Below are 13,823 nucleotides of genomic sequence, written 5' to 3'. Positions count from 1 at the left end.
ATAAATTTCTGCTGGTAAGCGGAGCGTAAAAAGTAGTTTTTTTTAGTAAGGGGGACATCGCCTTTTTGTTTTATGAATTATCTTGGTAATACTAGGTTAAGATAAAGGGCAAGGAATGGGCGCCAAATTATGAAAAAAATTATTAGTATATTATTTCTTCTCAGTGCCTTTACGACAAATTGTAATATTGTAGAGTCAACTAATTTGGTAAACGACGCATATAGTGGTGGCGAAGCAAGAGAGAAAATTCGAAATGCTGCATTCAATGCAGATGGGATCTACTATGAAAAAAAGTATGGAGGTTATAACGGTTTAGTCACTAATTTGTCTTTTACAAATTCGCTCACTGTCTCTTTCTTATTAGATTTGGACGACTCAAAATACTATAAAAAAAACAAAGTGAATGATTGTGCTTCCGATATGGAAAAGTTTGCTTATCTAAATCGTCTTGATTCTATCGGAACTTTCACGTTAAGTGAGAATTGTCGTAACTTTGAAGAAATCGGGCTTCTTCCGAAATAAATAGAAGTCGCACAAAATATCTAATAAAAAAGCCGCTTGACTGAGCGGCTTTTTTATTTTGCGAGGATATTCGCGGAATCTACATTCCGGGAGAACTTTGAATCTATCTCATTTGATATATTTCGTATATTCTAAATAGGTTTATTATATAATTCGTATGTTTTTTTATTGGAATATTCATTCCGGGAGGTTAAATTTAAAAATCAATAGCGAATTCCTGATGAAAAATAAAGTTAGGCGAAATTTTGGAGGTTTTGCCTTATGAAAAAAAGTTTTCTGGTCCCGGGATTTGTATTCGCCTGTTGGATTTTCAATTGCTCATTGATCGACTCGACAGGTCTGGTGGACACTGTATATAAAGGCTCGGAAGCCAAGGAGAAGATTAGAAATGCCGCCTATGTAGCCGACCTTTCCTTCTATACAGCGGCTTATGGAGATTCGGCTGTTGCAGCTTCAGTAGCGCTTTATGGTTCGATAATCGATTCTTTTGTTGTGAAGATAGACGATTCGAAATATTATAAAAAGGATGATGTTAATGCGTGTACCACCGATATCCGAAGATTTGGTGCTTCGTTCATCGCGGACTCTCTTGGAACTTTAATACTTAGCAGCAATTGTAATAATATGAAGCCGGATGGATTGCTTACTACCGATTAAGAGTGGTTTGACTATTCGTTTTTAAATAATCGGTGATTTATCACTTTGGTAAATTACCGATTAAGAGAATTTGCTCTCTTTATTAGTTTTTCTTTTTGTAAAAATCTGGAAAAAATCATCATTATTCTAAAAGAAATTAGATTGCCACTGTCTAACACTTAGATTTAGAATGATTCTAAATTTTCTAAACGGAAAGGAGATAAGTATGAAACCGAATATAGGGATCCCGGAGAAGGATAGAGAAGCCATCAACCAAGGCCTGCAAAAACTTTTAGCAGATACGTATTTTTTATATTTAAAGACTCATAACTATCATTGGAACGTAACCGGACCATTATTTAATACCTTACATTTGATGTTCATGACCCAATACACGGAGCTTTGGAACGCATTGGATCTTGTGGCGGAAAGAATTCGTTCTCTCGGTTATCCAGCACCTGGAACTTACAAAGCGTTCTCTTCTTTAACTTCATTAAAAGAAGAAGATGGAGTTCCTAAAGCGGAAGAAATGCTGAAAAACCTTGTAGATGGACACGAAGCAGTGATCCGAACTGCAAGAGCGATCCTTCCTTCTGCGGATTCGGGAGGGGATGAGGTGACTACAGACCTTCTTACCCAAAGATTGGAGATCCATGAAAAGACAGCTTGGATGCTTAGGAGTATGCTCGAGTAGAATTTTAGTATATTCGAAAAAACAAATATTTCGGAGAGAATTCCCCGAAATAAAAACCCGGAGAGATCGACCTGGTATTCGATCTTTCTCCCCGGGCCGTAGAGAGTTAGAGAGTGAGGATATACTCCACTAGATCATCCACCTCCGTAGCAGTGGAGGAACACCAAGGGTGAGGGGCTGCAGGCATTCCGATCGGTTGAGCAGTACCCAACTCTTGCGGACCATATTCCCTTCTCATCTTCTGGTAATCCCAATAGTAATAGTTCGGATCCCAAGAAACAGTTACGAAATATTTATGTCTTTCGATGAATCTGTTTCTTTTCGTCCCTGTATCGTTAGCTGCAGATTTGACTACTCTGAATACATCCGATTTTCTGTTTTGAGCCGGATACGGTTCAGGAAAATCAGGTCCACCTAAAGCAGGAGACGCAGGAGCATGTAAAGTGTAGTACTGGTTGTATAGAGGAGATCCTTCCGTACAACGGGCAGGATTCACTAAGTCTTCCAAGTTTCTGACGTGTCCGTCGCTTAACAGACCTCTATGTTGTACCCAGTACATATCTCGTAGAAAAGTCGCACGAATCGATTGCAGTGCTTTTTGGTAAATAGTAGGAGCGAAGAATCTTCCCACTTCATTTAGTTTGAACATTTTTTCGTTTGAGTTCAAGCCTACCTTATCATTATGACAAGATCCACAATCTCTCTGGAAAGTTGCCTTTCCTCTTGCAACTGCTGCAGTGATACCAGGTTGATTTTCCCATCCAGCTTGAACGAAAGCACCTTCTCCAGAGTCTGATCCGACTTGAGCGATCAGTTTACCTTTGGATTTTAGCCAACGATACATTCCAACTTGTCTGAGAGCCTTATCGTTTTGGTCTAACTTGGTCATATAAGCGGTAAGAGCTTGAAGTTCTTTCGCATACATTGAACCTGTAGCACCGTCAGGTTCTTCCGAATGAATATAAGAACCTTCGAATCCTACGTAAGATTCGGAATGGGATAGGGATCTTCTAACTCCCATATAGTTGGTTACGTTCGGAATCGCGATCGGAGAGAACTCGTAATCGTTGTCCGTCTCGCTGCCTTCTCCTTTGATTCGGATTAGCGCATGTTCTCCTGCTCCTTGAGGCATAGCGTAGATCAACATTGTTTTATCTACATCTTTCGAAGCAGAATCGAAACTTGGTCCCGGTTCGTTTTCCTTAATTCCTTTAAAATCCCCTAATATAGACCATTTCATGGACCATTTAGGATTTGGAAGTCCTGGGATCACTTTGGTTACGGTGTTACCTGGAGAAGCCTCGTAAGTGATCTTGTATCCGTGACAAGAAGCACAGTTGAATCCGATCCATTCCCCATCACCTGTATATGGATGAGATGCTTCCGCATATCTATATCCAGCCCAACCGCTATTCTTAGTATTCCCTTTAAATTTTTGATCCGCTCCCAGAAACCCTGGAATTGGAGTAGGTTGAGGATAACGATCAAAGTAAACATTATCGATCGCCGCAGAAGGAACTTGGCCTGCGACTGTTTGGTAAGCGCCGAACAGAAGAAGTGGATCTGCAGTGTATCCAGTCACAGGATCTTTTGCTTGGTATGCAAAAATTTTCTTCCAATCCAGATTTCGGATCGCGTGAGCCACTCCGATATTGAAATCGTAAGACCAGAAGATCTTTTCACCCAGTGCGATGATGGAGGAGAATCCAGGGTTGTTCACGTTTACTTGTAAAGGAACAGTCCCTTTCGCATCGCTTAAGATAGAAACAACGTCGCATTTATGTTTAAAGTCTTCGTCGGTAACTCTTCGAGTTTGGGCATCAATCACGTTATGTGGTTGTCCCGGATGAAGTAGGGAATCGTTATATCCTACTCTTTTTTGGATCTGAACGACCAAAGGCCCCGAGGTTGTGTGTTCCGGAACTTTGAATTGGATCTGATTATCCGTCCAAGCAAGAATGTACTTGCTCCAACTATCCAAAGGTTCGTCCACTTCGAAGTTCACCTGTTTGGTGATGTCCAATCTCTGTTCGAACATTCTCAGATCGGTTTCCAGAATTCTGGTATTACCGATCATAATTTTAGAAAAGTCGATTTCTGGTCCAGCTCCGAAACCTGTTCCCTTAAGTGTGATGGTTTGGCCGGGGCTGAAAGTAGGAGTAGGGTACGCTGGCCCATCCGTTACTGTCTGCCATACTAGATTTCCATTTACCAACACTGATTGTAGTACCGGCTCCGGGAAAGAAGATGCGGACACCGCGCGAATTCCCTCTCGGATCGGATCAAATTTACATACTTCTTCCTGGTTGGGGAATTCCGTAAAAATTCCTACGGGGCAACCCGCAGCTAACACAGCCATCCCTAACAAGGCGTACCGCAGATAACGTTTTGCAGCACGTATTCTTTGCATTTCCATTTTTCCGCTCCTTAGTCCGGAATTGTTAAATCCCGGATCAAGTTCTGGCGGAGAAGAATACTCCATAATGAAAATCAGGTCGTCCGAGCCACGGAATTCGAACGTTCGAGTTTCATTATTCGAACAGTTGTGCAAAAATCAAAACTTATAAAATAAGTAAGATATAAGAGTAGGGTGAATTAGATTTCTGAAATTTAAGAAGAATGCAAGTGTTCGAAATAAAAATTTTTCACTTATTTTATTGGATCTCAAATCGTTCTGAGATTCGTTTCAGATGAGAACACTTGACAAGCCTTGGTATTTTCTTAATATACCGCCTATGTTAAATCCCGAAGTGGTAACTCCTTTATTCTACTTCGGAAGTGGCCTTTCCTTTTTATTGGTGGTTCAAAAGTTAATTCCGCCTATAAAACGCAGAGAAGACAGGATTGGAGCACTTCTGTTTCTTTCGTTGGGGATCATACTATTCACAGTTGCGAATGTAGTCTTGGAAATTGACAGGACTTATCCGCATGCAATCTTCTTATTACTCACTTCTTTTTCGGCTATCGGGCCCTTATCTTTGCTATATACACATTCTTTGATATACCCGAATCAGACTTTGTATAGGGACATCCGTCTTCATTTTCTTGTACCTGGTCTTTTTTTATTGGGCGAGATATTTTTTTTTGGAAGGCCTTGGGACTCTATCATCTCCGACCTGGGAGACTTTAGAAATATCAGATATAAACATTATCTTTCTTGGGGTTTTTTTATAACAACTGCGCTCACTACTGCTTACTTCGGATTTAGATATAGAATGTTGTTAACCGTGAACTCTATTCCGGAATTAAAATCTCAGATAAGATTCATTTTTATTTTGGCAACCATCACGGTGTTTGCAATGTATTCTTTAGTTTTCGGATTCATGTTCGGTCTGGATATTTTGTTTAGAGTGGGCGGACTTCTTGTAACAGGGATCGTAACACTTCTGTTCTTGGCTCCCTCGAGATACCCGGACTTTTTTGCTCCGTTGACTCGAGAAGTACGAAAGAAGAAGTATGAAAAATCTCTTCTGATTGGTTTGGATCTGAATTTGTTAGAGCTTAGGATCCAAGAATTGATGAGAGAAGATAAACTGTATCGAGATCCGGAGCTGACTCTTCATTCTTTATCGGAAGATCTGGGAATTAAACCTTATCAGTTGACCGAATTTTTAAATGAACATCTGCAAACTGGATTTCATAATTATATCAACGGTTTTAGGATAGAAGAAGCGGTCAAACTTCTGGAAGAAAAGTTAGATCAGGATATTCTTTCCATTTGCTATTTTGTAGGATTCAATTCCAAATCCTCCTTTAACGACGCATTTCGAAAAGTGACAGGCAAAACTCCTACACAACTTCGTCAAAAAAAAGTAGAAGCCCCTGAAAAGCAAAGATTGCATACAACTCGCTCGGGAATTCCTTTGGGAAAAGGATTGGGTGGTATGGTGGAATTGGGCGATTCAGATCGAATCTCTGTGAAAAATCGCCCGATCAAGGCTGAAAATCGGTAAAGAGAAGGATCCATTCTTCTCCATTTCGATCATACCAATCTTTTTCCGAATAATAAGTCCCGCCCAAGGTCTCTATTACTTTTTTCATATATGGTTCTCCAGGATCGAAGTCCTGAGCATCTAAAAAGATAGAGCCTCCCCATTTTTTCTTAGCCTGGGTATGGGAGAATACGCCCTTTAGAGATTCTATCCTCTGGTTGTTCAAAGGGATCTCGTATTTTTGGCAAAGCTCGTATACGAGTTTTGAGACCGCAGCAGTTTGTGCAGGATTTGCAAGTAACATCTCTGTGTCCTTACCCACGATCTCTATTTGGAAACAATTTCGATTTGTTCCAGTGGCGGCGGCAGCCATATGAAGCGGAGAATCCAGTAATTGGTAGACTTTTCCGTCTTTATCTGCGAGGAAGGTGGCGGCTAAATTCCGTTTTTCTAATACTCTGAGGGTTCCTTCGTAATCGTTGATTGCAGTGAAGTGTAATACTACACAATCAGCTGTGATTGCGCCTCTATAATTGTATTTGAGTCTTTTTTCTTCCGGAAGAAGTCCGTCAGTTGTTTTCTCGATATTTTCCAGTTCTGCCTTGGGAGTAGGAGTGACTCCTCTTCCTTTATCGTAACTGGGCTCTTTGACCTCTCCGTTTTGTCCTACAAAAGGTTTTTCTTTACGGAGAACCCATTCTCCGTATCTATCCTTCCATTCCATTTCGGAAAAGTAGGAACCTTTTAGTTCTTCTAAGAGAGCCTTTAGTACATTCTCATTTCCACAATCGCTTCCGTTCAAGAAACCGCCGAATTTCTTTTTTGCCTGGCTATGTGTAAATATTCCGGAGCGTGAACCTACGTCAAAGTTTGTAACCGGGATCCCGAATTCTTGGGAGGTTTTTGCGATCGTATAAAGCAAAGATTTTTTCTGGGCAGGACGTTTGAGTATATCTTCCTTATCTCCTTCCCAGGAAATATGGATCATGCTTGCGTCCATCTTTGGTGCAGCCTTGAAGAGTGAGCTTCCTGGATCTTCTACACCGTAGATCTTACCTTTCTTATCTACTATATAATGCACCAACCATCCTGAATTTGCACTTTTTATAATGTATTCTTCGCTAGAGAGTCCCCTGGTATGATGGAGTAATATCCCGCTTACTTTCGTTTTTTTGCGAAGAACGGAGAGAGAAGGGACACTCTTTTCCTTTGGCAATAGCTGAGAGAGTGGATGGATAGGAGAAGCCAACTCCGTGATAGAAAAGTTTGTCTCCGGAAGGGAAGTGCAAGTGGATATGATACAGGCGATAGGTATTAGAAGGGCAGTTCTCAACATCCTTTCTCCGTTAGTTTTTCTTTTAATAGAGAAAGGTCGGATCTGACTCTTTCTAAAATGGATTTTGCTTTGGTATGTTTGTTCAGAAGATCTTTATATTCCGGAACTGCTCGATTTTTTTCTTCTCCGAAATCCGGCTCTAAAGGAAGCGTTTCCAGATCTCTGAGTGTAGCTTCTGCATCCGTTCTGATCCTGGTCCAATTGGAAGTGTAAGAAGAATAGATTTCTTTAGGAAGTTTGTCTTTGGAAATTTTAATACGTTCTTCCATTTGAGGAAGGTCTATCTTTAGGAATTCGCTCAATGCTTGGGAGTCCTGGACCAATTCTTCTAAAATTCCGCTTAAATGTTTTTCGAGAGCCTGTCTTTGGATGCGTATTGCCTTTTTGGCCCTTCTGAAAATCCGAAGCATTGCTAAGGCAGAAAGTATCAGAACCGACAGAAAGACCCAAAAGGAAAACTTGGAAATGACCCAGCGGAATCCGGGGGAATCAAACCATTCCTGTAAATAAAAGGCGGAGATCCCCAAAGCCAATAGGATTATAAATAATACGAGAGCAAGAATTCGCCTCATCTCTTTCTCATTTAGTAAAAGGTTTTCTTTCTGTCAAGGTCAAGACGGACCTTCTTGGAGCCGAAACTAAATAGTGATGGATGCTTCTGCGAATCGTTTCCCTTCTTCTTCCCGCAAATCCGACCCTCCTAAAGTCGTGAACCTTGGCTTTTATCGGATCAAAAAAACTCTTAGGGAAGAAGGTTTTGAAGTAGTGGAAAAAGCAGACGGCAAGATCACATTAGTTCTTAGAGTGAAAGACTAAGGCGCAGATTCTTCTAACGTAGGCAATTCATCAGAAAACTCTTTCGGTTCCGGTTTTTTAGGGAACAAAGTATCTCCGCAGCTTTTTTTGAGCAGTGAATCTATTTTGGATTTTTCCGGTGAGTGGGGAAGGATCCGGAGATAGATCCTATAATTGCGGACCGCCCCAGGACAATATCCGTTCTTTAGATACAGACTTCCTAATAATCTTCTTGCTCCAGGATGAGCAGGCTCATGTTCTATGATCTTGGTGGCTAGCCTCATAGATTTATCAGGATTTGTTTTTACATTCTTCTTGGATTCGTCCCAGGTTTTGATCAATTCTTCTTCGTACAAATAATAGAGTTGGTTGTTTCCCATCTCTAATACTCGGAACACGATTGCGTCTTGGGCCCCGCTCTTGCATGCTCCGAACCAGATATCTTCTCCGCTATCCGTCATTTTGTTTCCGCGAACTTTCACGAGATCGCTTCCGTCCAAACATCCTGCCATCTCGTATATGTCTCTCATGGCTGCGGGTGAAACTGCGAGTAATACTCTGAGTTGATTTGCGTAAGCTGCAATATCGTCTTCGGGCATTGCGTCTTCTGGATTGATTACATTGGGAGAATCATTGAATATTCTCAACTTGATGGAGGATTCTAGGACCCAATCGGGTAGATCTAAACTTTTTATAAATGCGTCTTTGGGTTTCCAAAAAGATCGGATGGTCTCGCAGGAAGAAAGGGTGAAAACCTGGACTCCTAGCAGGATCAGGAATATGCAGAATTTGGATTTAGAAGCTTCTTTTCCGGTTGCCACTCAGGGTAACTTGTGTTTTCTCGATATAAGAAGCAACCAGGAAACAGATGCCTCAAGAATTGAAAGCCAAGCTGGACGGAAAGGGACAGAAACATTGTATCATTGTCTCCCGTTTTAACGAATTCATAGTCGAAAGCCTTTTGAAAGGTTCACTCGAAGGACTCCGCATGACAGGAGTCGAAGATAAAGATATCACTGTGGTACGGATCCCGGGAGCATACGAACTTCCGATCGTAGTTTCCAAAGCCGCAGGAAGTAAAAAATACGATTCTATCATTTGTCTCGGAGCAGTGATCCGAGGAGCTACCGCTCATTTTGATTTTGTTGCCGGAGAATCCGCGAAAGTTGGTTCCATTGGTGTGCAGCATTCCGTGCCAGTGATTTTCGGAGTTTTAACTACGGATACAATTGAGCAAGCAATCGAAAGAGCCGGTACCAAGGCAGGTAATAAGGGCTACGAGGCGGCTCTGACTGCGGTGGAAATGACAAATCTACTGAAACTTCTCTAATCTATGTCCTCTTCCAGAAGGAAGTCCCGAGAGATTGCGTTAATGGCATTATACCAGTTAGAACTGGTGGATCCTGCCTTGTCGGAGGTCCTAAAGTTCCGTTGGTACGACAAAAAGATAGAAACGGAAGAAAGGGATTTTGCCGTTTCTATTATAAATGGTGTTGTGAAAAACGCGGAAACAATCGATACTCTCATCAAGAAATACTCGAGGAATTGGGATTTTGCTAGAATTTCCCCGGTGAACAAATGTATTCTGCGTTTGTCCATTTATGGGTTATTGCATTCCAAAGAAATTCCGCCCAGGGTCACCATCGACGAAGCAGTCGAGTTGACTAAGGAATTTGAAAGCGAGAATTCGGTCCCATTTATTAACGGGATCTTGGATTCCATCCTTCAGTATGAGACAAACCGATATGGAAAACCCGATCCGCAAGAACCGAATCTTCCTGGAGACGGAAGAACCTAAACCTTCCTACTATTATGGGGACGAGCCGGAAGAGTTTCGTCCTAAGCGTCATTATAATCCGACCGCATTTGCTTGGGGGGCTTTAGCTGCGTCCCTTCTTCTTTTGATCGGTCTTGCGATTTGGTACTCATTTTTCAGAGAGGGTAGACCTGGTTTCGGCGTGAACGGAGTTGCAGACGGCAAGTCTCCTCTCATGCCTAAAGGAAGTCTGGCCCAAGAATTACAAAGACCTTATCTTCCCGACGGTACGAACAACCCGCTTTTGACTAAATGTGTTACTTTATATAAACAGAATTATAGAAAGCAGTCATTTGATTATTGTACTGAGTTTTTGACCGGCCCTGCTACAAGCCAGGAGAAGTCCTTGGCTCTGACTGTTCTCGGAGTGATCTACGACGAGGACGGAAGATTTCCTCAAGCAATCGATTCTTTGCAGAAGGCGATCACTCTGGATGGGAATAATGTATACGCATATTATAATTTAACTTTGGCTTACGCTCATAGCGGCCAAAACTCTGCTGCGAGAAGTACCGCTTTAAAAGCGAGAGAGATTGCGCCTAACGATCCAAGGATCGCCCTCATGGCAGGAAATCTTTTTAACGAGATCAATGATCCCGATGCTGCAATAGATGCGTATAAGCAGGGACTTTCTTCTTCTCCAGACGATCCTTATCTGACTTATAACCTTGCATTAAGTTATTTTAAAAAGGGAGAAATCCCACAAGCGGAAGAACATTTCAAACTTGTGGTGATGAGAGCAAGAAGTGGAAAACTTGCTGCTCTTTCCAATTCTTATCTGGGAAATATTTCCTATAATAGGGGAGATTATGTTTCCTCGGAACATTATTTTAGAGAAGCGGCTACTATCACTCCGAATGATGCAAAGGCATTGTACAATCTTTCTATCGTTTTGAAGAAGAACGGTAAGTTGGAAGAATCTGTAAAATATCTGGAACTTGCCAACCAAGCTGGTTCCAACGATCCTGAATTATTCCGTTCTATTGCGGAAGGTTTTGAGCAATTGAACCAAGGGGAGCAATCTATCAATGCACTCCAAAAAGGTTTGAAGTACAATCCAAATAATCTGGATCTATTATTCCAACTCGCAGAAACATATTATAATAAAGGGGACCTTCTCGCCGCGGAAGAAACGTACAGAAGGATTGTGGACTCCACTCCGGGAGATAGTTTTACCGAGACTGCATTATTAAACTTAGGCGTAGTCTTGGACCAAATGGAAAGATATGGAGAAGCGATTACCTATCTGAACCGAGTCCTGGATCTGAATCCTAAAAATGCAAAAGCATATTATAATTTAGGCCTTGTTTATAAACATACAGGCAATGGCACCCAAGCGATCGAGAATTTCCGGAAATCATCTTATCTGGATCCGGATGATATAAAACCTAAGGAAGCCTTGGGGGATTATTATCTTGAAAATAAATTTTATAGAGAAGCGATAGAAGAATACTCGGCACTCTTCAAACAAAAAGAAGATTACTACAAAGTAGCCTTAAAACTTGCGGAAGCATATATGGGTACCGGAGAATCTTCCAGTGCGGAGAAGATCCTACTGCAAGTGTTGAACAGATCTAAGAACGCAGGTGAGATCAAGCAAGCTCATAAAAAATTGGCACTTCTTTACAATAAGTCCAAAGATCCGGATATGAAAAATAGAGCAAAGGATGAAGCATATCGTTCAGCTCATATGGATCCGGAAGATTATGAAGGTCGCTTAGTTCTTTCTAAAATCCTATTGGATTCCAATTCCGTTTTAGATCGAGAGAAAGCGATCGAAGAATTGACTGCGATCGTACGATCCGAAGTAAAACCTAAGACTGCATCTACCGCATATAATTATCTGGGAGTCGCATTTTACAAGAACGGAGAATATAAAAAGGCGGTTCGGTCCTTCCAAAATGCAATAGACTTAGATCCGTCCAATACGGAAGCTTACGATAATAAGCGTGCCGCGACGGCTGCATTGGAGGATTCCTCCAAGAGGGACGGTCTTTTCTGAAAAGAATTCCATTCTTTTGTCTGGTTCTATTCTTCACTATAAATTTCGGCGGAAGTATTTTTGCCGAAGAACAAAAGGATCCATTTAAGGAATCCGTTCTTTCCAAAGGAAGATCCCAGGCCAGAGCAATTTCCGAGATCAAATCCAAGAATCGTTTGGATCTGGTTAAAGAACTTCCCAAGATAATTTCAGAGCCGGACGCAAGAGAAGATAGTATCTTCGCTTCTTTAGCGCTATTTTCCGAGTTAGAAGAATTGGATACTCTTGCTCCAAGCTGGGCAAACGAACTCGATACTGTTTTTAAAGTTACTCGAAATACCGAGATCCAAACTAGGATACTAGAACTCGCAGATCGAAAAAAAGAAAAAAGACTGATCTATGCGGTGATTGCAGGGCTTAATCATACTGATTTTGAGGTGAGACAGTCTTCTTACAGATATGTGCAAGGTATCAAGGACGACAGGGCAATGCCTCATGTTTTGGATCTAGCAGTTTCCAATAATCCGGTATATAGGGAATATTTTTTAGAGTCTGCCATCTGGATCAAAGACGAAAGGGTCCAGAACCTGATCAATAAATTCGCGACGGACGATATTCCTGCTCTTCGCAGAAGATTTTTCACAGTATTAAATAAGAATAATATACCTGATAACCGAGGAAATATTCCGCGTATGGCCGCCTCCGACCCGGATGAAGATGTTCGGCTCCACGGTTTGGAGATCCTCAAGAATAGAAAAAGCAGGCAGTATATTTCTTTGTTCTATAAAGGGATCACAGAACCGAATCCGGATCTGAGAAAGATTTGCACCGAAGCATTGTTTTATCTGAACGATAAGCAAGGTGCTAAATCGGTTTCGGAACAACTGGTAAAGGAAACTGTTCCTGGACTCAAAGCCCGATTGATCGATCTACTTTTGGATCTTGGAGCTCATGGAGGCGGACAGGGTTTATTAACTGTTTTAGACAGTGATAAGGATTCAGGTTTACGTTCTCGTGCTGCAGAAGTGATGGGGAAGTTGGGATTCAATCCTGGAACGAACGAACTCAAACGTATCTTTGAAAAAGAAAAAGTAAACGAAGTCAAACTTTCTTTATTAAAGGCCTTAGGAGAATTGAAGGATAAAACTTCCGTTCCTGCATTGATCTCTTTTTCTTCCAACAATAAAAAAGAATATCTCCCACTTCGTTTGCAAGCGATAGATACTGTCCGGAACATTGGTGATCCTGAATGTTTGCCTGCACTGTTCGATGCTTATGTGATAGAAAAAACTCCGGAAGTAAAATCCGAAATGGAAAAAGCTGTAAGAGAGATCATTTCTATTAAGGTCTCTAAGTAAGAGCTGAGAAGTTAGTGAGATCCAAAATTTTCTCACGTACGAGGTGCAATTCCGCGGAGCCTTTTGAAATGCGAGTTATACTTCTTCTCTTTATATTATTGGTAGCCTCCTGCAAAACCACATTAGAACGTAAATACTTAGTTAATGATTCTTGGGATAAGAAAGAAGGAAGACCGGAACGTTCCGAAAGAGAAAGGGCCGCATATGATGTCCGGGCTTGGGAAGTCCGAGGTGAAATTTTAAAGAAGATATTAGAAGATCCTAATAACAACACCACTGCATCTAAATCTAAAGATAGTGTTTTGGGATCTGATCTCGGTTGGGACCCGAAAGGAAAGCGGGTATTTATGATAGATATTCGTTCCAATACGATCTATCTTCCCGTCGACATTTTGGGAGAGATCGGAGTCCGTTTGGGAGACTGTGAAGGAAAAGATAAGATAGAATTTCCTTATACTTACTATTTTTTTCCTGTAGAGAAAGGTGGAGGAAGAGATGGTAAGAATCAGATCACTAAATACAAATTCGAAAATTCAAAACCTTCTTCTTCTGCTACAAAATTGAGATCAAAAAATTCTTATGAAGAGGAAACCAAAAAGGTTTTAGCCGCGTTTCCGGAATCCTGTTTTCAAAAAGGTATGAATCCGTTTGAAGTTCAGATCTTGGGATATGAACTCTTTACTTTTAGATTTTTGTTTGAGTATTAGAGCTATGTGTTGGAATTCCAACGTGCGATGAGTTTGCCCCCACCCT

General features: G+C 41.3%; 14 protein-coding genes. 10 read left to right on the top strand and 4 right to left on the bottom strand.

The genetic code is table 11. The features are described from left to right. The first annotated feature begins 129 nt into the window (after positions 1-129). From LPTSP_RS07205 to LPTSP_RS07195, 3 genes are all read left to right on the top strand, one after another. A complete protein-coding gene (locus tag LPTSP_RS07205; RefSeq protein WP_108928123.1) occupies positions 130-522 on the top strand; it encodes a TIGR04452 family lipoprotein in 393 nt (130 codons plus the stop codon). A gap of 261 nt (positions 523-783) precedes the next feature. Continuing rightward, complete coding sequence (locus LPTSP_RS07200) at positions 784-1,179, top strand: TIGR04452 family lipoprotein (protein ID WP_108928122.1); 396 nt, start codon at positions 784-786, stop codon at positions 1,177-1,179. A gap of 205 nt (positions 1,180-1,384) precedes the next feature. Then, the gene (locus tag LPTSP_RS07195; RefSeq protein WP_108928205.1) at positions 1,385-1,852 is read left to right on the top strand and encodes a Dps family protein; all 468 of its coding nucleotides are present in this window, start codon (positions 1,385-1,387) and stop codon (positions 1,850-1,852) included. Between the two features lie 106 nt (positions 1,853-1,958). Here the strand turns inward: LPTSP_RS07195 and LPTSP_RS07190 are convergent, their stop codons facing one another. Next, positions 1,959-4,262, bottom strand: coding sequence for a hypothetical protein (locus LPTSP_RS07190; protein ID WP_108928204.1), 2,304 nt, complete (start codon positions 4,260-4,262; stop codon positions 1,959-1,961). Between the two features lie 280 nt (positions 4,263-4,542). Between LPTSP_RS07190 and LPTSP_RS07185 the strand changes: the two genes are divergently transcribed. Continuing rightward, positions 4,543-5,805 carry a helix-turn-helix domain-containing protein gene (locus LPTSP_RS07185; protein ID WP_245915491.1) on the top strand — a complete coding sequence of 421 codons (1,263 nt, stop codon included), beginning with the start codon at positions 4,543-4,545 and terminating at the stop codon, positions 5,803-5,805. On the opposite strand, the gene LPTSP_RS07180 is transcribed toward LPTSP_RS07185, so the two are convergent. Together LPTSP_RS07180 and LPTSP_RS07175 are read right to left on the bottom strand one after the other, a co-directional pair. Next, entirely contained in the window at positions 5,786-7,120 is a 1,335-nt protein-coding gene (locus LPTSP_RS07180) for a peptidoglycan recognition protein family protein (RefSeq protein ID WP_108928120.1), read from the bottom strand. The two genes, LPTSP_RS07185 and LPTSP_RS07180, sit on opposite strands and share 20 nt — an antisense overlap. Further along, complete coding sequence (locus LPTSP_RS07175) at positions 7,114-7,692, bottom strand: hypothetical protein (RefSeq protein WP_108928119.1); 579 nt, start codon at positions 7,690-7,692, stop codon at positions 7,114-7,116. Before LPTSP_RS07175 ends, LPTSP_RS07180 begins: the two co-directional genes overlap by 7 nt. Before the next feature lie 73 nt (positions 7,693-7,765). Here LPTSP_RS07175 and LPTSP_RS19085 point away from each other — a divergent pair, with 73 nt between their 5' ends. Further along, the gene (locus LPTSP_RS19085) at positions 7,766-7,936 is read left to right on the top strand and encodes a hypothetical protein (protein ID WP_157186931.1); all 171 of its coding nucleotides are present in this window, start codon (positions 7,766-7,768) and stop codon (positions 7,934-7,936) included. Here LPTSP_RS19085 and LPTSP_RS07170 read toward each other — a convergent pair. Next, on the bottom strand, positions 7,933-8,736 hold the full coding sequence (locus tag LPTSP_RS07170) for a tetratricopeptide repeat protein (RefSeq protein WP_108928118.1): 804 nt from the start codon (positions 8,734-8,736) through the stop codon (positions 7,933-7,935). The two genes, LPTSP_RS19085 and LPTSP_RS07170, sit on opposite strands and share 4 nt — an antisense overlap. A 47-nt stretch (positions 8,737-8,783) precedes the next feature. Between LPTSP_RS07170 and ribH the strand changes: the two genes are divergently transcribed. The 5 genes from ribH to LPTSP_RS07145 all read left to right on the top strand — a co-directional run bounded on the left by ribH (position 8,784) and on the right by LPTSP_RS07145 (position 13,777). After that, positions 8,784-9,245, top strand: coding sequence for a 6,7-dimethyl-8-ribityllumazine synthase (ribH, locus tag LPTSP_RS07165; RefSeq protein WP_108928117.1), 462 nt, complete (start codon positions 8,784-8,786; stop codon positions 9,243-9,245). Between the two features lie 3 nt (positions 9,246-9,248). Further along, positions 9,249-9,713 (top strand): transcription antitermination factor NusB, encoded by a 465-nt coding sequence (gene nusB, locus LPTSP_RS07160; protein WP_108928116.1) that lies wholly within the window; start codon positions 9,249-9,251, stop codon positions 9,711-9,713. Next, a complete protein-coding gene (locus LPTSP_RS07155) occupies positions 9,661-11,733 on the top strand; it encodes a tetratricopeptide repeat protein (RefSeq protein WP_167396419.1) in 2,073 nt (690 codons plus the stop codon). Before nusB ends, LPTSP_RS07155 begins: the two co-directional genes overlap by 53 nt. A gap of 38 nt (positions 11,734-11,771) precedes the next feature. Continuing rightward, on the top strand, positions 11,772-13,070 hold the full coding sequence (locus tag LPTSP_RS07150) for a HEAT repeat domain-containing protein (protein ID WP_174704443.1): 1,299 nt from the start codon (positions 11,772-11,774) through the stop codon (positions 13,068-13,070). 68 nt (positions 13,071-13,138) lie between these two features. Then, the gene (locus tag LPTSP_RS07145) at positions 13,139-13,777 is read left to right on the top strand and encodes a hypothetical protein (RefSeq protein ID WP_108928114.1); all 639 of its coding nucleotides are present in this window, start codon (positions 13,139-13,141) and stop codon (positions 13,775-13,777) included. The last annotated feature ends 46 nt before the right edge of the window (positions 13,778-13,823 follow it).

This window comes from Leptospira johnsonii (assembly GCF_003112675.1).
GTDB lineage: Bacteria > Spirochaetota > Leptospiria > Leptospirales > Leptospiraceae > Leptospira_B > Leptospira_B johnsonii.
This window is presented reverse-complemented; position numbering and strand designations above follow the sequence as displayed.